General features: G+C 67.9%; 24 protein-coding genes. 7 read left to right on the forward strand and 17 right to left on the reverse strand.

Annotated features, from left to right (window positions below):
* The first annotated feature begins 25 nt into the window (after positions 1-25).
* Both ACP93_RS08205 and ACP93_RS08210 read left to right on the forward strand, forming a co-directional pair.
* A complete protein-coding gene (locus ACP93_RS08205) occupies positions 26-856 on the forward strand; it encodes an MBL fold metallo-hydrolase (protein WP_048490219.1) in 831 nt (276 codons plus the stop codon).
* Between the two features lies 1 nt (position 857).
* Entirely contained in the window at positions 858-1,247 is a 390-nt protein-coding gene (locus ACP93_RS08210) for a nuclear transport factor 2 family protein (RefSeq protein ID WP_048490220.1), read from the forward strand.
* A gap of 332 nt (positions 1,248-1,579) precedes the next feature.
* Here ACP93_RS08210 and ACP93_RS08215 read toward each other — a convergent pair whose 3' ends face one another.
* Genes ACP93_RS08215 through ACP93_RS08225 form a run of 3 tightly spaced genes read right to left on the reverse strand, consistent with a single transcriptional unit; the run spans position 1,580 to position 3,510 of the window.
* Positions 1,580-2,218 carry a DsbA family oxidoreductase gene (locus ACP93_RS08215; protein ID WP_048490221.1) on the reverse strand — a complete coding sequence of 213 codons (639 nt, stop codon included), beginning with the start codon at positions 2,216-2,218 and terminating at the stop codon, positions 1,580-1,582.
* Between the two features lie 16 nt (positions 2,219-2,234).
* Complete coding sequence (locus ACP93_RS08220; protein WP_048490222.1) at positions 2,235-2,888, reverse strand: NAD(P)-dependent oxidoreductase; 654 nt, start codon at positions 2,886-2,888, stop codon at positions 2,235-2,237.
* A gap of 4 nt (positions 2,889-2,892) precedes the next feature.
* A complete protein-coding gene (locus ACP93_RS08225; protein ID WP_048490223.1) occupies positions 2,893-3,510 on the reverse strand; it encodes an FMN-dependent NADH-azoreductase in 618 nt (205 codons plus the stop codon).
* Positions 3,511-3,619: 109 nt separating this feature from the next.
* On the opposite strand from ACP93_RS08225, the gene ACP93_RS08230 reads away from it, so the two are divergent.
* Positions 3,620-4,054: a winged helix-turn-helix transcriptional regulator gene (locus tag ACP93_RS08230; RefSeq protein ID WP_082143401.1), complete on the forward strand. Its 435-nt coding sequence runs from the start codon at positions 3,620-3,622 to the stop codon at positions 4,052-4,054.
* A 424-nt stretch (positions 4,055-4,478) separates the two neighbouring features.
* Here the strand turns inward: ACP93_RS08230 and guaA are convergent, their stop codons facing one another.
* From guaA to folD, 3 genes are all read right to left on the reverse strand, one after another.
* Positions 4,479-6,044 carry a glutamine-hydrolyzing GMP synthase gene (guaA, locus tag ACP93_RS08235; RefSeq protein ID WP_048490225.1) on the reverse strand — a complete coding sequence of 522 codons (1,566 nt, stop codon included), beginning with the start codon at positions 6,042-6,044 and terminating at the stop codon, positions 4,479-4,481.
* Positions 6,045-6,171: 127 nt separating this feature from the next.
* The gene (gene guaB, locus ACP93_RS08240) at positions 6,172-7,629 is read right to left on the reverse strand and encodes an IMP dehydrogenase (protein ID WP_048490226.1); all 1,458 of its coding nucleotides are present in this window, start codon (positions 7,627-7,629) and stop codon (positions 6,172-6,174) included.
* A 235-nt stretch (positions 7,630-7,864) separates the two neighbouring features.
* Positions 7,865-8,776: a bifunctional methylenetetrahydrofolate dehydrogenase/methenyltetrahydrofolate cyclohydrolase FolD gene (gene folD, locus ACP93_RS08245; protein ID WP_048490227.1), complete on the reverse strand. Its 912-nt coding sequence runs from the start codon at positions 8,774-8,776 to the stop codon at positions 7,865-7,867.
* 51 nt (positions 8,777-8,827) lie between these two features.
* Between folD and ACP93_RS08250 the strand changes: the two genes are divergently transcribed.
* Positions 8,828-9,124, forward strand: a complete 297-nt coding sequence (locus ACP93_RS08250) for a DUF1244 domain-containing protein (protein ID WP_017913743.1) — start codon at positions 8,828-8,830, stop codon at positions 9,122-9,124.
* A gap of 2 nt (positions 9,125-9,126) precedes the next feature.
* On the forward strand, positions 9,127-9,900 hold the full coding sequence (locus ACP93_RS08255; protein WP_048490228.1) for an alpha/beta hydrolase: 774 nt from the start codon (positions 9,127-9,129) through the stop codon (positions 9,898-9,900).
* Between the two features lie 300 nt (positions 9,901-10,200).
* On the opposite strand, the gene ACP93_RS08260 is transcribed toward ACP93_RS08255, so the two are convergent.
* From ACP93_RS08260 to ndk, 11 genes are all read right to left on the reverse strand, one after another.
* Positions 10,201-12,051 carry a monovalent cation:proton antiporter-2 (CPA2) family protein gene (locus ACP93_RS08260; protein WP_048490229.1) on the reverse strand — a complete coding sequence of 617 codons (1,851 nt, stop codon included), beginning with the start codon at positions 12,049-12,051 and terminating at the stop codon, positions 10,201-10,203.
* Between the two features lie 869 nt (positions 12,052-12,920).
* Complete coding sequence (moeB, locus tag ACP93_RS08265) at positions 12,921-14,057, reverse strand: molybdopterin-synthase adenylyltransferase MoeB (RefSeq protein ID WP_048490230.1); 1,137 nt, start codon at positions 14,055-14,057, stop codon at positions 12,921-12,923.
* Between the two features lie 326 nt (positions 14,058-14,383).
* Positions 14,384-15,601, reverse strand: coding sequence for a molybdopterin molybdotransferase MoeA (gene glp / locus ACP93_RS08270; protein WP_048490231.1), 1,218 nt, complete (start codon positions 15,599-15,601; stop codon positions 14,384-14,386).
* The gene (locus ACP93_RS08275; protein WP_048490232.1) at positions 15,598-16,203 is read right to left on the reverse strand and encodes a molybdenum cofactor guanylyltransferase; all 606 of its coding nucleotides are present in this window, start codon (positions 16,201-16,203) and stop codon (positions 15,598-15,600) included. The genes glp and ACP93_RS08275 overlap by 4 nt, the downstream gene beginning before the upstream one ends.
* 7 nt (positions 16,204-16,210) lie before the next feature.
* Positions 16,211-17,608 (reverse strand): ribosome biogenesis GTPase Der, encoded by a 1,398-nt coding sequence (gene der / locus ACP93_RS08280; RefSeq protein WP_048490233.1) that lies wholly within the window; start codon positions 17,606-17,608, stop codon positions 16,211-16,213.
* Positions 17,609-17,626: 18 nt separating this feature from the next.
* Positions 17,627-18,985, reverse strand: a complete 1,359-nt coding sequence (bamB, locus tag ACP93_RS08285) for an outer membrane protein assembly factor BamB (RefSeq protein ID WP_106407078.1) — start codon at positions 18,983-18,985, stop codon at positions 17,627-17,629.
* Positions 18,982-19,620 (reverse strand): YfgM family protein, encoded by a 639-nt coding sequence (locus ACP93_RS08290; RefSeq protein WP_048490235.1) that lies wholly within the window; start codon positions 19,618-19,620, stop codon positions 18,982-18,984. The genes bamB and ACP93_RS08290 overlap by 4 nt, the downstream gene beginning before the upstream one ends.
* Before the next feature lie 64 nt (positions 19,621-19,684).
* Positions 19,685-20,557, reverse strand: a complete 873-nt coding sequence (locus ACP93_RS08295; protein WP_048490236.1) for a helix-turn-helix domain-containing protein — start codon at positions 20,555-20,557, stop codon at positions 19,685-19,687.
* A complete protein-coding gene (gene pilW, locus ACP93_RS08300; protein ID WP_204243660.1) occupies positions 20,554-21,345 on the reverse strand; it encodes a type IV pilus biogenesis/stability protein PilW in 792 nt (263 codons plus the stop codon). Before pilW ends, ACP93_RS08295 begins: the two co-directional genes overlap by 4 nt.
* A gap of 13 nt (positions 21,346-21,358) precedes the next feature.
* Complete coding sequence (gene rlmN, locus ACP93_RS08305) at positions 21,359-22,540, reverse strand: dual-specificity RNA methyltransferase RlmN (RefSeq protein ID WP_048490238.1); 1,182 nt, start codon at positions 22,538-22,540, stop codon at positions 21,359-21,361.
* A 35-nt stretch (positions 22,541-22,575) separates the two neighbouring features.
* Entirely contained in the window at positions 22,576-23,001 is a 426-nt protein-coding gene (ndk, locus tag ACP93_RS08310; RefSeq protein ID WP_002812972.1) for a nucleoside-diphosphate kinase, read from the reverse strand.
* Between the two features lie 214 nt (positions 23,002-23,215).
* Between ndk and ACP93_RS08315 the strand changes: the two genes are divergently transcribed.
* Together ACP93_RS08315 and ACP93_RS08320 are read left to right on the forward strand one after the other, a co-directional pair.
* The gene (locus ACP93_RS08315) at positions 23,216-23,848 is read left to right on the forward strand and encodes a TetR/AcrR family transcriptional regulator (protein ID WP_017916933.1); all 633 of its coding nucleotides are present in this window, start codon (positions 23,216-23,218) and stop codon (positions 23,846-23,848) included.
* A gap of 34 nt (positions 23,849-23,882) precedes the next feature.
* Positions 23,883-26,255, forward strand: coding sequence for a 3-hydroxyacyl-CoA dehydrogenase/enoyl-CoA hydratase family protein (locus ACP93_RS08320; protein WP_048490239.1), 2,373 nt, complete (start codon positions 23,883-23,885; stop codon positions 26,253-26,255).
* Positions 26,256-26,409 lie beyond the last annotated feature (154 nt).

A 26,409-nucleotide genomic window follows, 5' to 3' on the forward strand; every position in this document is an offset into this window, starting at 1 on the left:
ACGCTCGAATCCAAGGAGACCTGCAATGACCCACGACCGCCAGACGTCCACCTTGACCTGGACCCATTTTCCCGCCGGCCAGAACGGCTTCTTCCGTGCGCCGGTGCTGTTGACCGGTGCAACCGAAGCGCTGCTGATCGATGGCGGCTTCACCTATCCCGACGGCAAGGCGTTGGCCGAGGCGATCAAGGCCACGGGCAAGACGCTGACGACGATCTACGTCAGCCAGTCGGACCCGGATTACTACTTCAGCCTCAAGCAGGTGCGCGAAGCCTTCCCGCAGGCCAAGGTCGTCGCTGCCTCCGACACGCTTGCCGCCATCCAGGCCAACGTCGCGAAGAAGCTCGCCGTCTGGGGGCCGCAACTCAAGGAAAACGGTCCGCAGACACTCGACGACATCGTCCTGCCCGAGGCGTTCGACGGCGCCTCGCTGTCGGTCGATGGCGAGGCAGTCGAGATCGTCGCGGCGCAGGGCCTGGCCAACCGCCGCTATCTCTGGGTGCCGTCGCTGCACGCCGTGTTCGGCGGCGTCATGATCTTCTCCGGCGTGCATGTCTGGACCGCCGATACGCAGACGCAGGAACAGCGTGCCGCCTGGGTCGCCAATCTCGACGCGATCGCCGCGCGCGCGCCGGCGGTCGTCGTGCCGGGCCATCTGACGCCCGACGCGGCGACCGACCTGTCCGCCATCGCCAACACCAAGGCCTATCTGCTGGCCTTCGAGGAGGAGCTTGCCACGGCCAAGGATGCTGCCTCGCTCAAGGCGGCGATGGAAGCGCGCTTCCCGAACCTCGGTATGGGCATTGCCCTCGAGATCGGCGCCAAGGTCGCCACCGGCGAAATGCCGTGGGGCTGAGATGACCGACAATCGCGAACTGATCCGCAGAACCTACGAAGGGTCCTCCGAGGAGAACGGCAGGCAGCTGTTGGCGGTGCTGTCGCCCGACATCGAATGGACCGAGGCCGAAGGCTTTCCCTACGCCGGTACCTATGTCGGCGTCGAGGCGCTGATGCAGGGCGTCTTCCACCGCCTTGCCACGGAATGGGACGACTACAAGGCCAGCGTCCATACCTATCTCGCCGATGGCGAGCGGGTGGCGGCCTTCGGCGTCTATTCCGGCACCTACAAGGCGACCGGGAAATCCATGACCGCGCACTTCGCGCATCTCTACGAACTGCGCGACGGCCGGATCCTGCGCATGCAGCAGTACGTCGACAGCGCGATGGTGCGGCGTGCGATCGACTGACTGACTTACTGAGACGGCCTGACCGATGCGGGCGGCCAGCCCGCATTCCCGGCCATCCGTCCCCTAGCTGCCGAAAGAAACGGGAACTGCCGTCCGTCGCCTCGGCTCCGACGTCGAGATGATTTGCGCCGCGCGCGCGTTAGTTCGAACGAGTACCAGAGAGGTAATACTCCCGGTTCCTCCGGCCGGCGACGCGACTGCGCAGCGGCCGATGGCACACGCATCACCAGGCAGTGGAAGCGGCTGGGATTGGACCGCTTCGACTGGCGCTTCGGTCCAGGGACAGGCAGCTGGACGATGCGAACAGCACTCCCGATCCACCAGGAACCGCATCAAACGGGAATCGCACCGGAAGCCGCTCGGATTGCCGAAGCAATCTCGTCTTCGCTGCGTCCCCCATTGATGGCAATGCTTTCCGCGAAGACGAAATGGGGAACCGAACGGACACCGGCATCCGCCGACCTGGCCGCTTCTTCCTCGACGTGGCGGTGCTGCGCAGGATCGAGCGCGATGGCACGCGCCTGGTCGCGGTCGAAACCGTAGTCGGCTGCGATGTCGGCCAGCACATCCGCATCGGCGATGTTCTTCGCCGCGATGAAGTAGGCATCGGTGATGGCGACGGCAAGCCGGTGCTGCGTGTCGTGTCCAGTGGCGGCCAGGATCAGCGCATGTGCAGCCTGGGTCGGATAGGTCCAGAGCTGGCGACCGAGATCCAGGTCGAAGCCAGACGCGCGCGCTTCTCCCTCGGGGCGCGCGAAGGCGGCCTTCGGATCGGTGATGCCGTAGCGCGAGCGCAGCAAGTCGGGAATGTAGAGACCGCCCGCCGGCGCATCCGGCAGCAGCAAGACCGGATGCTGCCGAATGTCCACGGCCAGGTCGGGGAAACGCTCCGCCAGCACCTTGTCGAGACGGTGATGTCCGACGAAGCACCAAGGGCAACTGATCTCCGTATAGAGGTCGATTTTCAACATGCCAGATCTCCCTTCGTCAACCATTGGCGATGCCAGGAGCGGCCCGCACGAACTGCTTGTCAGTGATCTGACTCATCAGAAAATCCGCCAGATTTCCGCGGGAAAGTTTCGAACCGAGCTTGGCTTTTCCATACCAACCCGCATCGATCTTTCCGTTCGCAGGGCCATCCTTAAGGAAGGGAATCCGCACCAGTGTCCAGTCCAAATCCGAGTTGGCGATCAGTTCGCCCGTAGCTTTGATGTCGTCGTAAGCTTTGCGGGCAATCACCTTGAACATCAGCGCATTCGCGCGCGAGCCAAGGTCAAAACCGTCCTTGGGATCGCGGTAGGCGGCAGTGGAAATCTGGATAAGGCGGCGCACGCCGGCCTGCTGCATCGCGGCGATGATGTTGGCCAGGCCGTGCATGACCGGCTTGTCGCCCTGCACTTTGAAACCGTTGGGGCCAAGCGCGCTGATGACCGCATCCGCCCCTCGGACGCACTGTGAAATGGCGTTGTGGTCCTGTAGGTCGCCGACCACGAGGGCGACCTTTCCCGCGAACGCCGCGAGCTTCCCGACGTCGCGCGTGTAGACCGACAGGTGATAGCCACGCTTCAAGGCGTCCTCGATGAGGTGCCGCCCCGTCGGTCCGGTCGCACCGAACAAGGCGATGGTCTTGTTCGCGGTCATGTGCTCACGCCGCCTTCGCCAGCAAAGCGGTGATGGCCGTTGCGGCCTTGTCGATGGCGGCGTTCACCGCATCGGGGCCGAGCACCGTGCCCTCGACGCGCACCACCTCGACATCGGTCAGGCCGATGAAGCCGAGCAGGTGCAGCAAATAGTTGGTCTGAAAATCGAACGGCGCCCATGCACCTTCCGAGAACACACCGCCGGTGGCGGCGACGAGATAGACCTTCTTGCCGGTCAGCAATCCTTGCGGGCCGGCCTCGCCATAGCGAAAGGTGACGCCGGGCCAGGTGACGTGATCGAGCCACGCCTTGAGCTGCGAGGGCGGGCCGAAGTTCATCATGCCCGAACCGAGCACGATCACGTCCGCGGCCTGCAACTCATCGACCAATGCCTGCGCGACCTCCACCGCCTCGGCCTGCTCCGGTGTGCGATCTTCGGGGGGCAGAATCCGGCCCTGGATGTAGGCCTGCGTAATGTGCGGCGGCGGATTCGCCGCGAGGTCGCGCACAGTCGGAGAGCCGCCAGAGCGAGCCTGGATGCCCTCGGCGATCTCTGTAGCGAAGCGTGTGGAGAGGCTGTCCGCCCCGCGCGGGCTGGACGTGACAAGTAGCGTACGGCGCATGACGGCTCCTAGGTATAAAATGAGAACTAAGTAATAAATAGATTCTCACTTACGAATCCGTACAAAGAATGGTATGGTCCGTGCCGCTGCCCCACAAGAAGGCACACGCATGTCACCTGGTCACATTGAGCCACCCGCCGAGTCGCCCACGCCTGACGCAGGCGGCTGTCTGGCCACCCGTCAGATCCTGGATCGCATCGGCGACAAGTGGAGTCTCTACATCGTCGCCATGCTGCAGAACGGCCCGCAGCGCTTCAACGCATTGAAACGTGGCATCGACGGCATTTCCCAGCGCATGCTGACGCTGACCTTGCGCGGACTGGAGCGGGACGGACTGATCACGCGCACGCTGTTTCCGACGATCCCGCCGCGCGTCGATTACGAACTCACCGACCTTGGACGCACGCTGTTGAAGCCGGTCATGGCACTGGTCCATTGGGCGAACGAGAACCAGGCCGCCATCGCCAAGGCGCATCAGCGCTTCGACGAGCAGCCGGAGCCGGATCAGGTCTTGGTTCAGGGGGTTGTGTACCAGCGCCGATAAGCGAGCGCAGGACTGTTTGATGACGAAAATTAGCGACTTTGGTGGCGTGGCCTTGCGCCGACACGGGGGCGCAAGGCGCACACGGCGGGTCATCGTCGGTGTGCAAGAGCGAGCACGCGCCGAATCGCACGTCGCGGATGCGCTGCGTTCGTAGCGGCGTGCCACAAGCGTCCGTCCCCTAACCGTTGTCGTCGACGTATCGACGGACCGCAAAACATGATGCCCGGTGGGAGCGCCGCGACGCACTCGCCACCAGCGGTCAAGCCGGCTCCACGCGCAAACGCAGCGAGAGGCCGATGTGCTGTTCAACAAGAGCGGGCGATGTTTGCTTCAGGCAGGGACACGCCAGCATGTGGCGGCGAGCACTAGCGACGAGGGTGCAGCTACAACCGATCGCTGACGGTCGCCAGCGAAGAACCGGGTTTCACTCCCACTCGATCGTCGCCGGCGGCTTCCCCGAAATGTCGTACACCACCCGCGACACACCCCGCAGTTCGTTGATGATGCGGTTGCTCACCGTGCCGAGGAAGTCGTAAGGCAAGTGCGCCCAGTGCGCGGTCATGAAGTCGATGGTCTCCACCGCGCGCAGCGCGATCACCCATTCGTAGGCGCGGGCGTCGCCGACCACGCCGACCGACTTCACCGGCAGGAACACGGCGAAGGCCTGGCTGGTCTTGTCGTAGAGGTCGGCCTTGCGCAGTTCGTCGATGAAGATCGCGTCGGCCTTGGCCAGCAGCTCGGCGTACTCGCGCTTCACTTCGCCGAGGATGCGCACGCCCAGGCCGGGGCCGGGGAACGGATGGCGGTAGACCATGCTGCGCGGCAGGCCGAGTTCCACTCCCAGGCGCCGCACTTCGTCCTTGAACAGTTCGCGCAGCGGTTCGACCAGGCCCAGCTTCATGTGCTCGGGCAGGCCGCCGACGTTGTGGTGACTCTTGATGACGTGGGCCTTGCCGGTCTTGCTGCCGGCCGACTCGATCACGTCCGGGTAGATGGTGCCCTGCGCCAGCCACTTGGCGTTGCTGAGCTTGTTCGACTCTTCGTCGAAGATCTCCACGAACAGGTTGCCGATGATCTTGCGCTTGGCTTCCGGATCGCTGACGCCGGCCAGCGCGGTGAAGTAGCGATCCGCTGCGTTGACCCGGATCACCTTGACGCCCATGTGCTCGGCGAACATCGCCATCACCTGGTCGCCTTCCTGCCAACGCAGCAGACCGGTGTCGACGAACACGCAGGTCAGCTTGTCGCCGATCGCCTTGTGCAGCAGCGCGGCGACCACCGACGAATCCACGCCGCCGGACAGGCCGAGGATCACCTCGTCGTCGCCGACCTGGGCACGCACGCGGGCGATCTGGTCGTCGATGATGTTGGCCGCGGTCCACAGCGTGGCGCAGCCGCACACGTCGACCACGAAGCGGCGCAGCAGGGTCTGGCCCTGCAGGGTGTGGGTGACTTCCGGGTGGAACTGCACGCCGTACCAGCGCTTGGCCTCGTTGGCCATGGCCGCGACCGGGATGCGGTCGGTGACGGCGGTGATGGTGAAGCCCGGCGGCACCTGCGACACGTGGTCGCCATGGCTCATCCACACGTTCAAACGCGACGCGCCTGCGTGGTCGGTCAGCCCGGAGAACAGTGCGTCAGCGGCGACCACCTCGACTTCGGCGTGGCCGAACTCGCGCTGGTCCGCCGCTTCGGTGGCGCCGCCGAGCTGCGCGGCCAGGGTCTGCATGCCATAGCAGATGCCGAAGATCGGCAGGCCGCTGTCGAACACTTCCTGCGGCGCGGCGGGCGCGCCCGGCAGCGTGGTCGATTCCGGCCCGCCGGAGAGGATGATGCCCTTGGCGCCGAAGCCGGCGATCTCGGCCGGATCGTGGTCCCACGCCCAGATCTCGCAATACACGCCGAGTTCGCGGATGCGCCGCGCGATCAACTGCGTGTATTGCGCACCGAAATCGAGGATGAGGATCTTGTCGCTGTGGATGTTGGTCATCTGGGGCCGGGATTGGGGATTCGGGAGTTGGGATTCGCAACAGCGGGTGGCCGCGCTGCGCACGGCCGCTGGAGACGCGGCGGGCGACGAAACCCCAATCCCGAATCCCCAATCCCGCGCATGGGCATCAGCCCATGCGATAGTTCGGCGGTTCCTTGGTGATCTGCACGTCGTGGACGTGGCTCTCGCGCTGGCCGGCACCGGTGATGGTGACGAACTTCGGCTTGGTGCGCATGTCCTCGATGGTGGCGCAGCCCACGTAGCCCATGGTCGCGCGCAGGCCGCCGATCAATTGATGGATGATGCCGCTGAGCGGGCCGCGGTACGGCACGCGGCCTTCGATGCCTTCCGGCACCAGCTTGTCGGCGTCGGAGGCGTCCTGGAAGTAACGGTCCTTGCTGCCCTTCTCCATCGCGCCCAGGCTGCCCATGCCCCGGTAGCTCTTGTAGCTGCGGCCCTGGAACAGTTCGACCTCGCCCGGGGCTTCCTCGGTGCCGGCGAACAGGCCGCCGACCATCACCGTGGAGGCGCCGGCGACCAGCGCCTTGCCGATGTCGCCGGAGTAGCGGATGCCGCCGTCGGCGATCAGCGGGATGCGGTCCTGCAGCGCCTCGGCGACCATGTCGATCGCGGTGATCTGCGGCACGCCGACGCCGGCGACCACACGCGTGGTGCAGATCGAGCCGGGACCCACGCCGACCTTGACCGCGTCGGCACCGGCGTCCATCAGCGCCAGTGCGGCGTCGCCGGTGACGATGTTGCCGCCGATCACCTGCAGCTGCGGGTAGGTCTTCTTGACCCAGGCCACGCGCTCGATCACGCCCTGCGAATGGCCGTGCGCGGTGTCGACGATCACCACGTCCACGCCGGCCGCAGCCAGCAGTTCGATGCGCTGTTCGGTATCGCCACCGACGCCCACCGCGGCGCCGACCAGCAGCCGCGTGGCGACATCCTTGGCGGCGTTGGGATTGTCGGTCTTCTTCTGGATGTCCTTGACCGTGATCAGGCCGCGCAGCTCGAAGCCGTCGTTGACCACCAGGATCTTCTCGATGCGGTGGCGGTGCAGCAGCTGCAGCACTTCCTCGTCGCTGGCGCCTTCGCGCACGGTGACCAGACGATCCTTCTTGGTCATGATGTGGCGGACCGGATCGTCGAGCTTCTTCTCGAAGCGCATGTCGCGGCTGGTGACGATGCCGACCAGCTCGCTGCCGTCCACCACCGGCACGCCGGAGATGTTGCGGGCGCGGGTGAGTTTCAGCACCTCGCCGATGGTGGTCTCCGGACCGACCGTGAACGGCTCGGTGATGACGCCGGCCTCGAACTTCTTGACCTTGGCCACTTCGGCCGCCTGCTGCGCCGGGGTCAGGTTCTTGTGGATGATGCCGATGCCGCCGAGCTGGGCCATGGCCACCGCCAGGCGGTGCTCGGTGACCGTGTCCATCGCGGCCGAGAGGATCGGCAGTTTCAGGCGCAGGTCGCGGGTCAGCCGGGTTTCCAGGCTGACGTCCTTGGGCAGGACGGTCGAATGGGCGGGGACGAGCGAAACGTCGTCGTAGGTGAGAGCTTCAGCCTGGATGCGGAGCATCGGCGGACCCGAGTGTGGGGAAGCGCGGCATTTTAACGCATTGGGGCGGGGATTGGGGAGTCGGGATTAGGGATTCGCAACAGCGGCGCCCTGCGCAGTCGACCATTTGCCTGACTGCCAGATGGCGGATTTCGACGGTCCGCCGGCCACGGTTCGCCCCGGACAAGCCGGGCATGCGCTTTTGCTGTTGCCTTTAACGAATCCCGAATCCCGAATCCTCAATCCCGCGCAGCCTTCAACGAATCCCCAATCCCGAATCCCCAATCCCGGCCGCATCAGCGGCCTCAATGGTGTTCTGCATCAGCGTGGCCACGGTCATCGGTCCGACCCCGCCCGGCACCGGGGTGATCCAGCTGGCGCGCTGCGCCGCCGCGTCGAAGCCGACGTCGCCAACCAGGCGGCCGTCGTCCAGGCGGTTGATGCCGACGTCGATCACCACTGCGCCGGGCTTGACCCACTCGCCCGGGATCAACCCCGGCCGGCCCACCGCCACCACCAGGATGTCGGCGTCGCGCACCCGCGCCTGCAGTACCTCCGGCGGGGTGAACTTGTGGCAGCAACTAACCGTGCAGCCGGCGATCAGCAGTTCCAGCGCCATCGGCCGGCCGACGTGGTTGCTGACGCCGACGATGGTGGCGTTACGCCCGCGCACCGGCTGGTCGGTGTGCGCGAGCAGGGTGACGATGCCGCGCGGCGTGCACGGTCGCAGGCCGAATTCGCGCAGCGCCAGGTGGCCGACGTTCTCGGGATGAAAGCCGTCCACGTCCTTGCGCGGATCGATGCGGTGGATCAGCCGGCTGGCGTCGGGGATGCCCGGCAGCGGCAACTGCACCAGGATGCCGTGGATCTTGGGGTCGGCGTTGAGCCGATCGATCAGCGCCAGCAGGTCGGCTTCGCTGGTGCCCGCCGGCAGGTCGTAGTCGAACGCCTCGATGCCGACCTTCTCGGCCGCGCGACGCTTGTTGCGCACGTACACCGCGGACGCCGGGTCGCCGCCCACCAGCACCACCGCCAGCCCGGGCCGCGGCTGCCCGGCCGCCAGCCGCGCGTCGACGCGCGCCTTCAGTTCGTCGAGCAGGTCTTCGGCGATGCGGCGCCCGTCGAGGATGCGGGCCGGGACGGAGGAGACGGGCGCGGAATCGGTCATCGGGGCGGGCGGGTGTAGAGTCGGGGGAAGTCCATTGTCCCCGATTCCGCCATGACCGACACCACCCGCATCGAGGCCGCCGCCTTCCGCCGCCTGCTGCAGCACCTCAATCAGGACCGCCCCGACGTGCAGAACATCGACCTGATGATCCTGGCCGGGTTCTGCCGCAACTGCCTGGCCGACTGGTACCGCGAGGCGGCAGCCGCCGAAGGCGAGGACCTCAGCAAGGAGCAGGCGCGCGAGCGCGTCTACGGCATGCCGTTCGCCGACTGGAAGGCGCAGCACCAGGCCGAGGCCACCCCGGAGCAGCTGGCCGCCTTCGCCGAAGCGCAACGCAAGCACGGCTAGCGATGCTGCGCTATGTCGGCGTCGCCCTCGCCCTCCTCGCCACCGCCTATCTGGCGGTCTGCGCCCTGCTCTACCTCGGCCAGCGCGACCTGCTGTATTTCCCGCAAGGCACGCGGGTGGCAGCGGCGCAGACCGACTTCGCGCTGCGACGCGGTGCGGGCATGGAGCTGCGTGGCTGGCAGGTCAATCCCGGCCAAGACAAGGTGCTGCTGTACTTCGGCGGCAATGCCGAGGACCTGCGTTCGGCGCGCGCGCAGTTGCAGGCCGCCCTGCCCGACCACAGCCTCTACCTGCTCGCCTACCGCGGCTACGGCGCCAGCGATGGCACCCCTAGCGAGGCCGCGCTGGTCGGCGATGCCGTGGCGCTGTACGACCATGTGCGCGCCGCGCAGCCACACGCGCAGATCGCGGTGCTGGGGCGCAGCCTGGGCAGCGGCGTGGCCAGCCAGTTGGCGGCACGCCGCGCGGTGGCGCGGCTGGCGCTGGTGACGCCGTTCGACAGTCTGGTCTCGGCGGCGCAGGCGCACTATCCGTGGGTCCCGGTGCGCTGGCTGCTGCGCGATCGCTACGAGTCGGCGCGGGCCTTGCGCGCCTATCGCGGTCCACTGTTGATCCTGCGCGCTGGCCGCGATCAGGTGGTGCCGCCGTCCAGCACCGATGCCATGCTCAAGGCGCTGCCGCAGCATCCGACCGTGGTCGCCTTTGCGCAGGCCGACCACAACGACATCAGCGACGATCCCGCCTACGTGCAGGCGCTGCAGGCGTTCTTTCGCTGAGGCTGGGCGCGTGCCGTAGGAGCAGTATTAGCCGCGACCAGGCGTTCCCGGGAAGGCACGGTCGCGGCTGAAGCCGCTCCTACAACTCCCGCCAACGATTGCGGCTATGTGCCGTCACGTTCCTGCGCCGGCTCCGTCAAACGACATCAACGACGATCCTCGCTACTTGCAGGCGTTGCCGTCGTTCTTTCGATGAGATTGGGCGCCGTCGTAGGAGCGGCTTTAGCCGCGACCAGGCGTTCCCGGGAAGGCACTGTCGCGACTGAAGCCGCTCCTGCTACTCCCCGACAACGATGGCGGCTATGTGCCGTCTCGTTCCTGCGCCGGCTCGGTCACCGGCACGCCTTCCGGATTCAGCGTGCGGCTCTCGCGTCGCGGCGGGGTGAACGGGGTCGGCGTGGGCACCGCCGGGGTGATGTTGCCGTACATCAAGCCGGTGCCGGCGCGCACGGTGCCGGCGGCGATCTCCAGTTCCAGCCGCTCGGCATCGCGGCGGCGGATCTCGCGGGCCAGGGAGCGCGCCTCGCTCTCGTCCATGCCCAGTTCGATCAGCGCGGCCTGGCCGAACTCCACCGCGGATTCGAAGGTCTCGCGGATGTGGTAGTCCACGCCGGCGGCGATCAGCTCCAGCGCGTGCTCGCGGTCGTAGGAGCGCACCAGCAGCTTGGCCTGCGGAAACTCGGTCGTGGCCAGTTCGACGATGCGATTTGCGGCTTCGCGGTTGTCGACGCACACCGCGATGGCGCGCGCGCTGTGCGCACCGGAGGCGTGCAGCACGTCCAGGCGGGTGCCGTCACCGTAGTAGATCTTGAAACCGAACTTGGCCGCGCTCTGGATCATCTCGATGTCGTTGTCGATGATGGTCACGTCCACGTCGCGCGCCAGCAGCGACTGGCTGGCGACCTGGCCGAAGCGGCCGAAGCCGATGATCAACACGCTGCCGGTGAGGCCGTCGGCCGCATCCACGCCTTCCATGGAAGGCGCCTCCACCGGTGCCCAACGCCGGTACAGCAGCACGAAAAACGGGGTCAGCGCCATCGACAGCACCACGATGGCGGTCAGGTTGGCATTGATCTGCGCGTCGATGACGCCGGCACCGCTGGCGGCAGCGAACAGCACGAACGCGAACTCGCCGCCCTGCGCCATCAGCACGCCACGATCCAGCGCCTGCGCATGGCCGCTGCCGGTGAGCCGCGCGACCAGGTAGATGCACGCGGCCTTGGCGGCCATGAAGGCGAGCACGCCGCTGAGGATCAGCGTCCAGTTGGCCGCCACCACCGCCAGGTTCAGCGCCATGCCGACACCGAGGAAGAACAATCCCAGCAGGATGCCGCGGAAGGGCTCGATGTCGGCTTCGATCTGGTGGCGGAAGGTCGATTCGGACAGCAGCACGCCGGCCAGGAACGCGCCCATCGCCATCGACAGCCCGCCGAGCTGCATCAGCAGCGCCGCCCCCAGCACCACCAGCAAGGCCGCCGCGGTCATCACCTCGCGCGCCTTGGCCGCGGCCAGCAGCCGGAACAGCGGATTGAGCAGCCAGCGCCCGGCCGCCAGCAGGCCGACGATCGCCGCGGCGCCGATACCGATGCCGATCCAGCGCGACGGCGCCGAAGCGTCCGCCGGCACCGGCGCCATCGAGGCCACCACGGCCAGCAGCGGCACGATCAACAGGTCCTCGAACAGCAGGATCGCCACGATCTTCTGGCCGGCCGGCAAGGCGATGTCGCCGCGCTCGCCGAGCAGTTGCATCACCACCGCGGTGGAGGTCAGCACGAAGCCGGAGGCGGCGATGAAGGCCACCGGCAGCGGGAAGCCGAAGGCTAGTCCGACCCCGGTCAGCACGCTGGCGCAGACGATGATCTGCGCGGTGCCCAGTCCAAAGATCTGCTTGCGCAGGCTCCACAGGTGCGAGGGCCGCATTTCCAGGCCGATCACGAACAGGAACATGACCACGCCCAGTTCGGCGACGTGCAGGATCGCCTGCGGATCGGAGAACCAGCCCAGGCCGAATGGCCCGATCGCCAGGCCGGCGGCGAGATAGCCGAGCACCGAACCCAGGCCGAGCCGGCGGAACACCGGCACCGCCACCACGGCCGCGCCGAGCAGCGCCACCACCTTGATCAATTCGCTGCTGTCGGCTGCACTGGTCATGCGCCGATTCTACGCATAAGGCCGGAGCATCCCCATGGATCGGGATGCGAGGTGAGACACGGTGCACTGCGTGCTGGCACAAGGAGCTTCTTGGGAGACATGCATGCGGTCGCGCGCTGCGCGCCGTACCCTCACCCCAACCCCTCTCCCGATGGGAGAGGGGCTTGAGCGTGCGCCACTGCTGTATCAGCCATCGAGATCCAGCCTCCCTTCTCCCGCCGGGAGAAGGTGCCCCGCAAGGGCGGATGAGGGTGCGGGCGCCGCTCTGTACCACGACAGCTCGTGTGGCGTGGCATCGCGAGGCGCTTCGCGTCCGTACCCTCACCCCACCCCCTCTCCCGACGGGAGACGGACTTGAGCGTGCGCCACTGCTGCATCAGCCATCAACACCGCGCCTCCCTTCTCCCACCGGGAGAAGGTGCCCCCCGCAGGGGCGATGAGGATACGGGCGCCGCTCTGTACCAAGACAGCTAGTGCGGCGTGACATCGCGAGGCGCTTCGCGCCGTACCCTCATCCCAACCCCTCTCCCGACGGGAGAGGGGCTTGAGCGTGCGCCACTGCTGTGTCAGCCATCGAGACCCAGCCTCCCTTCTCCCACCGGGAGAAGGTGCCCCGCAGGGGCGGATGAGGGTGCGGGCGCCGCTATGTACCACGACAGCTCGTGTGGCCTGGTATCGCGAGGCGCTTCGCGCCGTACCCTCACCCCAACCCCTCTCCCGCAGGGAGAGGGGCTTGAGCGTGCGCCACTGCTCATCAGCCATCGACACCGTTATCAACACCGCGCCTCCCTTCTCCCACCGGGAGAAGGTGCCCCGCAGGGGCGGATGAGGGTACGGGCGCCGCCGCGAACAGCTACACCTAGCAGCAGCTAACCCTCAGCGCCGCAGAACCGCGCATAGTCGATGTAACCAGGGAACGACCGCTCCGGCGCGCACAGCGGACACTGCGGATCGGCGGACAGGCGGGTTTCGCGGAAGCGCATCGCTAGGGCGTCGAAGTGCAGCAGGCGGCCGCGCAGCGGCTCGCCGATGTCGAGCAGCAGCTTCAAGACCTCGCTGGCCTGCAGCAACCCGACGATGCCCGGCAGCACGCCGAGCACGCCGGCCTCGGCGCAGTTCGGCGCGAATTCCGGTGGCGGCGGTTCCGGGAACAGGCAGCGATAGCACGGCGCCTGTCCGCGCCGGCGGCCGGCATCGAATACGCTGACCTGGCCCTCGAAGCGCTGTACCGCGCCGTATACCAGCGGCTTGCCCAGCTTCACGCAGGCATCGTTGAGCAGGTAGCGGGCAGGGAAATTGTCTGACCCGTCCAACACCACGTCCACGTCCTGCAACAACCGCTCGACGTTCTCCGCGGTGACCCGCTCGCGCACCGCCTCCACCCGCACGCCAGGATTCAACGCGCCCAGGCTGGCCGCCGCCGAGTCCACCTTGGCCTGGCCGATCCGCGCGTCGCCGTGCAGGATCTGCCGCTGCAGGTTGCTGCGCTCGACCACGTCGTCGTCGGCGATGCGCAACTGCCCCACTCCGGCCGCGGCCAGGTAGAAGCCGGCCGGCGAGCCCAGTCCGCCGGCGCCGACCAGCAGCACGCGCGCGGCCTGCAGCCGGCGCTGGCCCTCGACCCCGACTTCGGGCAGGCGCAGATGGCGCGAATAGCGGTCGAAGAAGTCTTCCTGCTCCGGCGCCAGCGTAGGCCGATGCAGCGGCAACCCCTCGCGCTGCCAGCGCGTCGTGCCGCCCAGCACCGAGGCGACCTGCGGGTAGCCGGCCTGCTCAAGGAACACCGCGGTGTCGTGCGAGCGTTTGCCGCTCTGGCAGATCAGCAGCACCTCGGTCTCGGCACCGAGATAGGCGGCCGGGTCGGCCTGCAACTGCGCCCGGGCCACGCCCTGCGCGCCGGCGGCCATGCCGGTGGCGCGCTCGTGCTCCTCGCGGATGTCGATCAGACGCGCGCCTTGCGCCTGCCGCGCCTGCGCCTGTACGGGAGTCAGTTCTCGAATGCCCATGCGCGCATTATCGGCGCAAATCGGGCCGGCGTCCGCCGTCGGCGGCGCGGTTCAAGGGCGCTTCAACTAACGACGGAAGCGTCCTGTGGAAGTCAACTGTCATGTAGCCGCGAGGAGCGAAGTCCAAAGCCGCCCGGCACCTTCATGCGTCGGGACTGAAGTCCCTCCCACAATGCGGCCTCCCACGAGGCTGGCGCCGCGCCTGTGGGAGCGGCCTCAACCGCGACGCGCTTGACCGCGAACGCCCCTCCGCGGCTGACGCCATTCCCACGGGGCGACCTACATCCGGCTCGATGGTGGCGGATATTGGTGCGTGGTGGGTGCCCTCAGTACGGCACCACCTCGACCACGTCGCCGGCCTGGAACTGGCGTGCGCCCTCCTCCAGCCGCAGCAGCACGTCGCTGTCGGCGGCGCCGCGCAGGCGATGCGAGCCGTCCGCGGGATTCGGTTCCGCCCACAACTGGCCGTGCGCGTCGCAGCGCATGCGCCCGCGCAGGAACTCCAGCCGGTCGTGGCGCTTGTCCCAGCCGGCCGCCAGCCGCGCACGCCAGGCCCGGTGCGGTTCGCTGCGTCGCTGCAATGCATCCAGCAACGGCCGCCCGATCGCCAGGAAGGTCGCCAGCACCGACACCGGATTGCCCGGCAAGCCCAGGAACAGAGCGCGGTCCCACTGGCCGAACAGCAGCGGCATGCCCGGACGCATGCGCACCTTCCAGAACAGGATGCGGCCGTGCTCGGCCAACAGCCGTGGCAAGTAGTCCTTCTCGCCGGCAGACACGCCGCCACAGGTCAGCACCACGTCGAACGCCGAGGCCGCATCGGCGAGCATGGCCTGGATGCGCTGCGGATCGTCCGGCAGGGTCGGCCAGGCGGTCGGCGCCAGGCCGAGCAGGCGCAGCTGGGCCATCAGCATGTCGCGGTTGCTGTTGTAGATCTGCCCCGGCTGCAACGGCAGGCCCGGCTCGACCAGTTCGTCGCCGGTGGCGAACACCGCCACGGTCGGCCGCGCCGCCACGGTCAGTTGGTCCACGCCCAGGGCCGCGGCCAGGCCGATGCGCGAAGGCGTCAGCAGCATGCCGGCCTCGAGCACGCGCTCGCCGGCGCGCACGTCCTCGCCACGCGCCCGCACATGCGCGCCGGCGGCGATGTCGGCCGGGACCTGCACCACGCCATCATGCTCGTGCACGTTCTCCTTGATCACCACCGTGTCCGCGCCGGCCGGCAACGGCGCGCCGGTGGTCACCCGCAGGCATTCGCCCGGCGCGAGCGCCTGCTGCCGATCGGCGCCAGCGAACTGCTCGCCGGCCAGGCGCAAGTCGGTCGGCGCCCCTGGGGTCAAATCGGCATGGCGCAGCGCGAAGCCGTCCATCGCACTGTTGGCGAACGGCGGCAGGTCGATCGGCGCATCCAGCGGTTCCAGCAAGATGCGGCCGTCGGCACGCGAGGCCGCCAGGCGCTCGCTGTTGACGGGACGGGCGCGCGCAGCGGCAGCGACGATCGCCAGCGCATCGGTGTAGGCAATCCGGGAGGGATAGTCGGTCATGGTGGCGGCAGGATACCCGCTGCGGCCAGGTCCTGCGGCGTGTTCAGATTGCCCAGTACGATCCCTGGCAACGCCACGGGGACCATGCGCAGGCGCTGCTGCAAGGCGCGCGGCGCGTAGCGGGCGGCCGCCAGCGCCTCCTCCAGCGCCGGACGCAGCGCGGATAATCGGTACAGCGCGACCAGCGGCTGCGCGCCGGCGGCATCCTCGATCCAGGCGCCGTCATGGTCCGCAGCGGCTGCGACCAGCACGGCAGGCAGGTCCGGCGGCAACCGGCACAGGTCGACCGGGACAGTCAGCAGCCAAGGCGTGGAGCAGGCAGCGGCGAGCGCGTCCAGCCCGGCGATCGGTCCCAGCGAGCGTTCCGCCCCGGCCGGTGCCGCGACCCGGTCCGGCACGGCCTGCAGGCCGATGGCGGCGTAGCGCGGCAAGCTGCGGTTGGCGCTGACCAGCACCGCGGACACCCGCGGCGCCAGCGCCTGCACCAGCCATTGCACCTGCGCCTGCCCGTCGCGTTGCAGCCAGGCCTTGTCGCATCCGCCCAAACGTTGCGCGCGGCCGCCGGCGAGAATGCCGAGGGTGATCGCGCGCTGCGGGTCCATCGTGTAGCTACTTGCCGCGGACGTGCTTCATCAGGCGCCGCTTCTTGGCGATCTGGCGCTCGGTCAGCACGTTCTTCTTGCCTTCGTACGGATTGGCGCCTTCGCGGAACATGAAACGCACCGGCGTGCCGACCAGCTTGAAGCGCTTGCGGAAGAAGTTCTCCAGGTAGCGCTTGTACGATTCCGGCAGCACCTTCAGGCGCGTACCGTGGACGATGAAGGTCGGCGGATTGCTGCCGCCCGGATGCACGTAACGCAGCTTGGAGACGTGGCCGCGGATGCTCGGCGGCGGATTGCTCTCGTAGGCGATTTCCAGCGCCTGGTTGACTTCGCTGGTGCTGAACTCGCGCACCGCCGAGGCGTGCGCGCGATGGATCGCCTGGAACAGCTCGCGCAGGCCGGAGCCATGCTTGGCGGAGATGCGCACCGCCTCGGCCCAGGCCACGAAGCCGAGCTTGCGCGACAGCAGATCTTCGGCCTGGGCGCGCTGGTAGTCGCTCTGCCCGTCCCACTTGTTGATCGCCACCACCAGGGCGCGGCCGGCATCGAGGATCGCGCCGAGCACGGTCGCGTCCTGGTCGGTCACGCCTTCGCCGGCATCGAGCATCAGCACCGCCACCTGGCACTGCTCGATCGCCTGCAGCGTCTTGAACGCGCTGAACTTCTCCACCGCCTCCTCGACCCGGCCGCGGCGGCGCCGGCGGGCGGTGTCGATCAACCGGTACAGGCGGCCGTCGCGTTCCAGGTCCACCGCGATCGAATCGCGGGTGGTGCCGGGCACCTCGGAGGCGATCATGCGCTCCTCGCCCAGCAGGCGATTGACCAGGGTCGACTTGCCCACGTTCGGGCGGCCGACGAAGGCGATGCGCATGCGCGCCGGATCGGTGTCCAGGGTCTCGCCCGCACCCTCTTCCGGCAGCCGCTCCAGCACTTCCTCGAGCAGGTCGTCGATGCCGTGGCGATGCGCGGCGGAGACCGCGATAGCGTCGCCGAGGCCGTAGCGCGCGAATTCGGCGCGCACCTGGTCCTCGTCGGTGCCGTCGATCTTGTTGATCAGCAGCAGGGTCGGCCGCGCCAGCTTGCGCAGCCAGGCCAGGATCTCGTCGTCGAGCGCAGACGATCCCTCGCGACCATCGACCACGAACAGGATCAGGTCGGCCTCGCCGGCGGCGGCGCGCGCCTGCTCGGCGGTGGCGCCGGCCAGGCCTTCCTCTTCGCCGGAGATGCCGCCGGTATCGACGATCACGAACGGGGTGTCCGGCTGCAGCCGGCATACCCCGTAGTGGCGATCGCGGGTGACGCCGGGCTGGTCGTGGACCAGCGCGTCACGGCTGCGCGTCAGCGCATTGAACAGCGTGGACTTGCCGACATTCGGCCGTCCAACCAGGGCGACCAGCGGCAGCATCGCGACATCCTTCTCTTGTTATTGACCCAACCGGAACGCGGTCAGGTCGCCTTTCGTGTTCTGCATCAGCAGGATCCCGTCCGCGACCACCGGCTGCGCCACCAGCGGCTGGCGCCCGACCCGCTCGCGCGCGGCGAACTCGCCGTTGTCGAGCCGGAGCCAGTGCAGATAGCCCTTGTAGTCGCCGACCACGGCGTAATCGCCCTGGATCGCCACGCCGGTCAGCGAACGGCGCGCCAGCGCCGGCTGCGACCACATCGCCGAGCCGGAGGCCTTGTCCAGCGCCCACACGGTGCCGGCGTTGTCGGCCACCACTACATTGCCGGAGCTCACGCCGACGCCGCCGGCGCCGCCATGATCGCGATTCCACAGCGGGCGGCCGCTCGGGCCTTCCAGCGCCACGGTCTCGTTCTTGAAGCTGCTTGCGTACAGCGTGGTGCCGTCGAGCACCGGGGCGCCGTCGACGTCGGCCATGCGCTCCAGCTCGGTGCGGCCTTCCGGCACGCCGATGGTCTGCTCCCACAGCACACGGCCGTCCTGCATCGCCAGCGCGGCCAGGGTACCGTCGTCGTTGCCGATGAACAGCACGCCCGGACCCGCCACCACCGGCGCGTTGCCGCGCACGGTCAGGCTCGGCAGTTCCTGCGCGTTGAACCAGCGCTGCTGGCCGGTGGCGGCATCGAAGGCGGTGGTGCGGCCGTCGTTGCTGCGCACGAACACCATGTTCTGCGCGATCACCGGCGCGGCGATCACTTCGTTGGGCACCTTGGCGCGCCACTTCTCGGTGCCGGTGGCGGCATCGAGTGCGATCACCTCGCCGTCCAGCGCACCGACGACCACCAGGCCATCACCCACGCCCGGGCCACCGGCGAAGCGCGGCAGCGGACGCTTCTTCTCGAGCCGCTTGCGCTCCTTGGCCTGCTGCTTCTCGTTGCGCAGGCGCTGCTTGTAGGCGGCGCGCTCGTCCTTGGACAGGTTCTTGCCGGACTCGCTCTCGACCTGGCTCTTCGGCTGATCCTCGGCCTGCGACAGCTGCTGCTTGCGCGCCTGCTTGGCGTCGTATTCCCAGACCGTCTTGCCGGTCTGCAGGTCCAGCGCGTAGACCGTGCCGGAGGTCGCGGCGGCATACACCTTGCCGTCGGCCACCACCGGGTGCTGGCGCACGCCGATGCGGCGCTCGCCCTTGCCGGCGTCGGTGGACCACAGCTTCACCACCTTCACCGACGGGGTGAACTTCACCAGTTCGGCCGGCTCGGCGGCCTTCTTGGCGGCCGCATCCTTGCCGGCGAACCAGCCCTTGACCGTGGTGCAGCCCGACAAGGCCAGACCCAGCAGGGCCACGGTGGCGACACGCTTGAACATGACTACCTTCATCAGATCGGCTCCGCGGCATTCGGCACGCTGCCGCCCGCATCCATCAATTTCGTTTCGACCACGCGCCGCTGCGGCGAGGCCACGTCCAGGCTGGTCAGCGCCTTGGCGTACGCATCGCGCGCCGCGTCGCGCTTGCCCTGCGCGATCAGCGCATCGCCGCGAATCTCCAGGCCCTGCGAATCGGTGGCCGAGGCCACCAGCGACAGCGCGTCCTGCGGCTTGCCGCCGGAAATCAGCAACCGCGCCACGCGATGGTCGACCATCACCTTCATTTCGCCGTCGGTCTTGAGCCCGCGCAGCGTGGTCAGCGCGGCATCGGACTTGCCGGCATCGACCTGCGCCTTGGCCAGGCGCAGCGCCGCCAGTTCGGCGTAGATGTTGGTCGAGCCCTGCTGCAGTTCGGCCATGTCCTTGGCCGCCTTGTCCAGCTGATTGGCCTGGATGCTCTTGAGCACCGCTTCGTAGCGGGCATTGGCCTGGGCCAGATCGTTGGACCGCTGCTTGGTCCACCACTGCCAACCGATGATCGCGCCAAGGCCGAGGACGATGCCGCCGATCAGGCCGGCGCCGTTCTTCCTGAGCCAAGTGCGGACGCGTTCGCTTTGTTCGTGCTCGTCGAGCAGGTCGTCAATCGCCATGCGTACTCTCGCCCCGCCGCTGCGACGGGACATGGAATGTTGAAAGTGAGGAACCGCGCCGCCGTCACTCGGAGGCGGGCACCACGGAACCGTCAGAGGATACCGCAAAGCGCGCCACGTTCGCGCGCCTGAACGGGGTCAGATCCACGGTACTCCCGGATTGCTGAACCTGGACCGCGGAGGCATTGCCAAGCACCACGCGCCCGACCTGGCCCGGCGCATACGTGCGGGTCTCGCCCGCCTTCAGCAGCGCCTTCTCGACCGGCGTGCCATCCGGAGCGAGGATCTGCACCCAGCTGTCGCCCTGGAACGACAGGCTCAGACTGTTCTTCTCCGGCTCCGCTGCCGGGCGCGGCATCGGCGTCAGCGAGGCGATGTACGGCGCGGCACTCGGCGCCGGCCGTGCGGCCGCCGGCGCGGCCGTTGCTGCCGCAGCGGCGCCATTGGCCGGCGTCGCCGTCGCGGTAGCGGCACCTCCCGGCGCCCCCGGCACCACGTCCAACGAAGCAGTGCTGGGGCCGTTGTCGTCGGCGAAGTGGCTGCGGGTCGCGTACCACACCGGCACCGCCAGTCCGGCGGTGATCACCACGTAGACCATGCGCCGCGTGGCGCTCTCGAGCATGCGTCGCAGCGGCGGGGTATGCGTGTGGCTGATCAATTCGACCGGCTGCACCGGCGCGATCTGCGCGGTCTGCAGCAAGGGCTCCAGATCGACGCCGAGCAGGCGTGCGTAGCTGCGCAACTGCCCGCGGACGAACACCGGCGCGCCGAGGCGCTGCCACTGCTCCGACTCGAGTGCCTGTACCACATGCACCGGCATGCGCAGTCGGCTGCCGACGTCGTCGATGCTCAGGCCGGCCGCTTCGCGCGCTTCGCGGAGCTGTTGCCCGCAGCCTTTGGCGCCTTCGAAAGCGTTCGGATTGGAATCACTGATCACAATGCACTAGCCCCGGGTGTCGTGGTCGCGGCATCGGGAAACTCCTTGCGCAACCGCTGTTGGTAACGGCCGGCGGCAGCCTTGTCGCCCAGCCTTTGCTCAATCTGAATAGCAAGTTGTAACACGGAAGCGGTGGCAGGCGCAGCCGCCAGACGCCGCTCGGAGAAGGCCCGCGCCTCGAAAAAGCGCCCTTTTGCGACCTCGTTGCGGGCCATCGCCTCGAGTGCGTACGCGTTGTCCGGATCCAGGTCCAGCGCCTTGCGCAGGTCACGTTCGCCACGCTCGCGCTGGCCGACCTGCAGCGCGCAGCCGCCGGCATTGGCCAGCGCCGAGGCCGGCGTGGCGTAGTCCTGCAGCGCAAGCGCGCGGTCGAACCAGGTCAGCGACTCAGCCGGCGAGCCGTTCGCGCACAGCCAGGCGCCGTAGTTGTTCAAGGTCGCGCCGTTGCTCGGCGCCAGCTCGGCGGCCTTGCGGTAGTACCCGCCGGCGGTCGCGGCATCGCCGCGGCGATCGGCGACCACCGCGAGCACGGTCAGCGCGTCGACCGACTCGGCGTCCAATGCCAGCGCCTTGCGCGCGTGGGTCTGCGCCGCGTCCAGGTCGTTGGAGGCCAGCCCGTTGGCGGCCAGGCCGAGTTGTTCCTGCAAGGCCACGCGCGACTTCACCGCGCGGCTGTCGCGGAAGGAATAATGCGGCTGCACCTGCTCGGCGGTGCGCACGGTGCCGGTCTTGGCGGCGATCCAGTTGCAGCCCGGCAAGGCCAGCACTGCGATCGCCACCACCGCGATGGAACGCCCTTGGCTACGCCACCGCATCCCGATCCGCCCGCGTCTGCAATTCGCGCTTGAACTCGGCCTGGCGACGGGTGCGGTCCATGACCTGCCCCTTGAGCTGCCCGCAGGCCGCATCGATGTCGTCGCCGCGCGTGCGCCGCACCATGGTCAGCACCTGCGCGTCCAGCAGGATCTTCTGGAACGCGCGGATCTCGGTCTCGCCGGAGCGCTCATAGCGCGTGCCCGGGAACGGATTGAACGGGATCAGGTTGACCTTGCCGGCGTTCGACGCCTGCACCGCGTTGTCGAACTGGCGCATCAGCCGCGCCAGTTGCCGCGCATGCTCGGGCTGGTCGTTGATCCCCTTCATGAGGGTGTATTCGAAGGTCACCGATTCGCGACGCTTGTTGGCGCGCAGATAACGCGCGCAGGCGGCCATCAGCTCGGCGATCGGGTACTTCTTGTTGAGCGGCACCAGAGTCTCGCGCAGCGCGTCGTTGGGCGCGTGCAGCGACACCGCCAGCGACACGTCGCTCTCGCTGGACAGACGGTCGATCTGCGGCACCAGGCCCGAGGTGGACAGGGTCACACGCTTGTTGGCCAGGCCATAGCCCAGATCGTCGCGCATCACGCTCATCGCGCGCACGACGTTGTCGAAATTCATCAGCGGCTCGCCCATGCCCATCATCACCACGTTGGTGAGACGGCGCATCTGGTGCGGCACGTTGCCCAGGTGCCGCGCCGCCACCCACACCTGGCCGATGATCTCGGCGGTGGAGAGGTTGCGGTTGAAGCCCTGGGTGGCGGTGGAGCAGAAGGTGCAGTTGAGGCCGCAGCCGACCTGCGAGGACACGCACAGCGTGCCGCGGGTCTTGTCGGGGATGTACACGGTCTCGATCGCGTTCTTGCCGTCCACACCCATTGCCAGCAACCACTTGTGGGTGCCGTCGGTGGAAGGCTTGTCGAACACGATGTTGGGGACGACGACCTCGGCATGCTGCTGCAGCTTGGCGCGCAGCGCCTTGCCGAGGTCGGTCATCTGGTCGAAGTCGGTGACGTAGCGGTGGTGGATCCACTTCATCACCTGGTGGGCACGGTAGCGCGCTTCGCCAAGGGTCTCGGCGAAGAAACGCTCCAGCCCCTCGCGATCGAGGTCAAGCAGATTCTGCTTGGCCGCCGCGCCGGTCCGCACGGGATCGGCGATGGCCAAGGGAGGATGGACGACCTCGTTCACGACGACCTCGCTTAGCGCGAAACCACTTCGGTGGCGGCGAAGAAATACGCCACTTCGTTGGCGGCGTTCTCGACCGAGTCCGAGCCGTGCGCGGCGTTGGCGTCGATCGAATCGGCGAAGTCGGCGCGGATGGTGCCCGGCGCGGCGTCCTTCGGGTTGGTGGCGCCCAGCAGGTCGCGGTGCGCGGCCACGGCGTTCTCGCCTTCCAGCGCCTGGATCATCACCGGGCCGGAGATCATGAACTCGACCAGCGCGTTGAAGAACGGACGCTCGCGGTGCACGGCGTAGAAGCCCTCGGCCTCGCGGCGCGACAGCTGCTTGTACTTGGCGGCCACGACCTTCAGGCCGGCCTTCTCGAAGCGCGAGTAGATTTCGCCGATGACGTTCTTGGCGACGGCGTCGGGCTTGATGATGGACAGGGTGCGCTCCAGCGCCATGGGAAGTTCTCCGTTGGGCGGGCCACTGAAGGCCCGAGGTTAACATGAAAAAAACCCGCGTCAAAACGCGGGCTTAGCCAGAATTGCGATGGACAATTCTATCCAATCGGCGCCGGCTTTGCACGGCCAGGCTGAATCGTGCTGCAAAGCAGCATGACGCGCCTGCCGCCCAGGCCTAGACTCAAACAATCGTTTGATTGATTCTGGCGGCCGCATGGCAAAGCAAGCGCACTTCTCGACCAAGGACCGCATCCTCAGCGCGGCCGAGGAACTGTTCGCGCAACACGGCTTTTCCGGCACCTCGCTGCGCCAGGTCACCAGCCAGGCCGACGTGAACATCGCCGCGGTGAACTACCACTTCGGGTCCAAGGAAAACCTGGTCAATGAGGTGTTCAGGCGGCGCATGGACGAAATGACCGCCGCGCGCATGGCGCAGCTGGAAGCCGCGCAACGGCAGCATCCCGGCCAGCTCGGCCCGGTGCTGGCCGCCTTCGTCGAACCGGCCCTGGCGATGGCCCAGGAGCGGCAGAGCGGCGGCGCCTTCGTGCGGGTGATCGCCCGCGCCTACGCCGAGAACAACGACAGCCTGCGCCAGTTCCTGTCCGACCACTACGGCCACGTGCTGCGCGAGTTCGGCAAGGCCATCGCCGCCTGCGTGCCCGGGCTGAGCAAGCAGGAACTGTACTGGCGCCTGGATTTCCTGGCCGGCGCCCTGACCTACGCCATGGCCGACTTCGGCCTGATCAAGCGCCCCGCCGGCGTCAGCGAGGGCGCACACCGCGCCCACGCCGCCCGCGAACTCATCCGTTTCGCCGAAGCCGGCTTCCTCGCCCACTCGGTTCCCTGATCCCGCAAACGTTGACCCACAGAGGCTGATCGCTATGTCCAATCCCCTGCTCGTCCGCCGTGCCGCCGTCCTGGGCGCGGGCGTGATGGGTGCGCAGATCGCTGCGCACCTGACCAACGCCGGCGTCGACACCGTGGTATTCGACCTCCCCGCCAAGGAAGGCCCCGCCGATGGCGTGGTGCTCAAGGCGATCGCCAACCTGACCAAGCTCAGCCCGGCACCGCTGGCCAGCACCGCGCTGGCCGAGGCCATCACCCCGGCCAACTACGACTCCGGCCTGGAGCAGTTGCGCGGCTGCGACCTGATCATCGAAGCCATCGCCGAGCGCATGGACTGGAAACAGGACCTGTACAAGAAGATCGCGCCGTTCGTGTCCGACCATGCGGTGCTGGCCTCCAACACCTCCGGCCTGGGCATCAACGCCCTGTCCGACGTGCTGCCGGAACAACTGCGCCACCGCTTCTGCGGCGTGCACTTCTTCAATCCCCCGCGCTACATGCACCTGGCCGAGCTGATCCCGGCCAAGCACACCGAGCCGGCGGTGCTGGAAGGCCTGGAGAGCTTCCTGGTCACCACCCTGGGCAAGGGCGTGGTCTACGCCAAGGACACCCCGAACTTCATCGGCAACCGCATCGGCGTGTTCTCGATCCTGTCCACCATCCACCACACCGAGCAGTTCGGCCTGGGCTTCGACGAGGTCGACGGCCTCACCGGCCCGCTGGTCGGACGTCCCAAGTCGGCGACCTATCGCACCTCCGACGTGGTCGGCCTGGACACCATGGCGCACGTCATCAAGACCATGGGCGACACCCTGCCGAACGATCCCTGGCATGCCTTCTTCAAGGCGCCGAAGTGGCTGGAGGCGCTGATCGGCAAGGGCGCGCTGGGCCAGAAGACCGGCGCCGGCATCTTCCGCAAGGTCGGCAAGGACATCGTGGTGCTGGACCTGCAGAAGCAGGACTACCGCCCGGCCGACCGCGCCGCCGCGCCGGAAGTCGTCGAGATCCTGAAGATCAAGAACCCGGCCGAGAAGTTCGCCAAGCTGCGCGAGAGCCAGCATCCGCAGGCGCAGTTCCTGTGGGCGACCTTCCGCGACCTGTTCCACTACAGCGCCTACCACCTGGCCGACATCGCCGAGACCGCGCGCGACGTGGATCTGGCGATCCGCTGGGGCTACGGCTGGGCGCTGGGTCCGTTCGAGACCTGGCAGGCGGCCGGCTGGAAGCAGGTCGCGCAGTGGATCGCCGACGACATCGCCGCCGGCAAGAGCATGAGCAGCGCGCCGCTGCCGAACTGGGTGTTCGACGGCCGCGACGGCGTGCACGCCGCCGAAGGCTCGTACAGCCCGGCGCGCGACGCCAAGCTGCCGCGCTCGGCGCTGCCGGTGTACAAGCGCCAGCGCTTCCCTGATCCGCTGCTGGGCGAAAAGTTCGCGCAGGGCGAGACCGTGTTCGAGAACGACGGCCTGCGCCTGTGGCACGACGGCGACGACATTGCCGTGGTCAGCTTCAAGACCAAGATGAACACCGTCTCCGACCAGGTGCTGGACGGCCTGCAGGAAGCGGTCGGCCGCGCCGAGAAGGACTTCAAGGGCCTTGTGCTGTGGCAGCACAAGGAACCCTTCTCCGCCGGCGCCGACCTGGCCGGCGCGCTGGGCCTGCTGCAGGCCGGCAAGGTCGACGCATTCGAGGCGATGGTCGCCAACTTCCAGGCCACCAGCCAGCGCATCAAGTATTCGCTGGTGCCGGTGGTCGCGGCGGTGCGCGGGCTGGCGCTGGGCGGCGGCTGCGAGTTCCAGATGCACAGTGCCAAGACCGTGGCCGCGCTGGAGAGCTACATCGGCCTGGTCGAGGCCGGCGTGGGCCTGCTGCCGGCCGGTGGCGGCCTCAAGGAGATCGCGGTGCGCGCGGCGCAGGCTGCCGGTCCCGGCGGCGATGTGTTCGCCGAACTGAAGAAGACCTTCGAGACCGTCGCCATGGCCAAGGTCTCCACGTCGGCGGTCAACGCCAAGGAACTGGGCCTGCTGCGCGGCACCGACAAGGTGGTGTTCAACAGCTACGAATCGCTGTACATCGCCAAGGCCGAGGCGCGCGCCCTGGCCGAGGGCGGCTACCGCCCGCCGCTGCCGGCGCGACGCATCCAGGTCGCCGGCGACGTCGGCATCGCCACCTTCAAGATGCTGCTGGTCAACATGCTGGAAGGCCGCTTCATCAGCGAGTACGACTACGAGATCGCCACCCGCATCGCCACCGTGCTGTGCGGCGGCGAGGTCGACCGCGGGGCGCTGGTGGACGAGGAATGGCTGCTCAAGCTCGAGCGCAAGCACTTCGTCGAACTGGCCCAGCAGGAAAAGACCCAGGCGCGCATCGGGCACATGCTCAAGACGGGTAAGCCCCTCAGGAACTGAGATTCGGGAGTCGGGATTGGGGATTCGTTACGGCGGATCCCCAATACCTGATGCCACCCTCGCCTCCCACTATTTATCAGCCGGGCAAGAAGCATTCGACGCCGGGATCCGCTCTGACGAATCCCGAATCCCGAATCCCCAATCCCGGCTTTCG

It is taken from the genome of Xanthomonas sp. NCPPB 1128 (assembly GCF_001043115.1).
Lineage (GTDB): Bacteria > Pseudomonadota > Gammaproteobacteria > Xanthomonadales > Xanthomonadaceae > Xanthomonas_A.

Bases quoted from the DNA above. Each gene is read 5' to 3' on its own strand.
- ACP93_RS08230 (WP_082143401.1), top strand. From the start codon at position 3,620: ATGTCACCTGGTCACATTGAGCCACCCGCCGAGTCGCCCACGCCTGAC.
- ACP93_RS08250 (WP_017913743.1), top strand. From the start codon at position 8,828: ATGACCGACACCACCCGCATCGAGGCCGCCGCCTTCCGCCGCCTGCTG.
- ACP93_RS08205 (WP_048490219.1), top strand. From the start codon at position 26: ATGACCCACGACCGCCAGACGTCCACCTTGACCTGGACCCATTTTCCC.
- ACP93_RS08260 (WP_048490229.1), bottom strand. From the start codon at position 12,051: ATGACCAGTGCAGCCGACAGCAGCGAATTGATCAAGGTGGTGGCGCTG.
- guaA (WP_048490225.1), bottom strand. From the start codon at position 6,044: ATGACCAACATCCACAGCGACAAGATCCTCATCCTCGATTTCGGTGCG.
- der (WP_048490233.1), bottom strand. From the start codon at position 17,608: ATGCTGCCGCTGGTCGCCCTGGTTGGACGGCCGAATGTCGGCAAGTCC.
- ACP93_RS08315 (WP_017916933.1), top strand. From the start codon at position 23,216: ATGGCAAAGCAAGCGCACTTCTCGACCAAGGACCGCATCCTCAGCGCG.
- ACP93_RS08210 (WP_048490220.1), top strand. From the start codon at position 858: ATGACCGACAATCGCGAACTGATCCGCAGAACCTACGAAGGGTCCTCC.
- guaB (WP_048490226.1), bottom strand. From the start codon at position 7,629: ATGCTCCGCATCCAGGCTGAAGCTCTCACCTACGACGACGTTTCGCTC.
- folD (WP_048490227.1), bottom strand. From the start codon at position 8,776: ATGACCGATTCCGCGCCCGTCTCCTCCGTCCCGGCCCGCATCCTCGAC.
- ACP93_RS08225 (WP_048490223.1), bottom strand. From the start codon at position 3,510: ATGCGCCGTACGCTACTTGTCACGTCCAGCCCGCGCGGGGCGGACAGC.
- ACP93_RS08215 (WP_048490221.1), bottom strand. From the start codon at position 2,218: ATGTTGAAAATCGACCTCTATACGGAGATCAGTTGCCCTTGGTGCTTC.
- ACP93_RS08255 (WP_048490228.1), top strand. From the start codon at position 9,127: ATGCTGCGCTATGTCGGCGTCGCCCTCGCCCTCCTCGCCACCGCCTAT.
- moeB (WP_048490230.1), bottom strand. From the start codon at position 14,057: ATGGGCATTCGAGAACTGACTCCCGTACAGGCGCAGGCGCGGCAGGCG.
- ACP93_RS08320 (WP_048490239.1), top strand. From the start codon at position 23,883: ATGTCCAATCCCCTGCTCGTCCGCCGTGCCGCCGTCCTGGGCGCGGGC.
- ACP93_RS08275 (WP_048490232.1), bottom strand. From the start codon at position 16,203: ATGGACCCGCAGCGCGCGATCACCCTCGGCATTCTCGCCGGCGGCCGC.
- ACP93_RS08290 (WP_048490235.1), bottom strand. From the start codon at position 19,620: ATGGCGATTGACGACCTGCTCGACGAGCACGAACAAAGCGAACGCGTC.
- glp (WP_048490231.1), bottom strand. From the start codon at position 15,601: ATGACCGACTATCCCTCCCGGATTGCCTACACCGATGCGCTGGCGATC.
- ACP93_RS08220 (WP_048490222.1), bottom strand. From the start codon at position 2,888: ATGACCGCGAACAAGACCATCGCCTTGTTCGGTGCGACCGGACCGACG.
- ndk (WP_002812972.1), bottom strand. From the start codon at position 23,001: ATGGCGCTGGAGCGCACCCTGTCCATCATCAAGCCCGACGCCGTCGCC.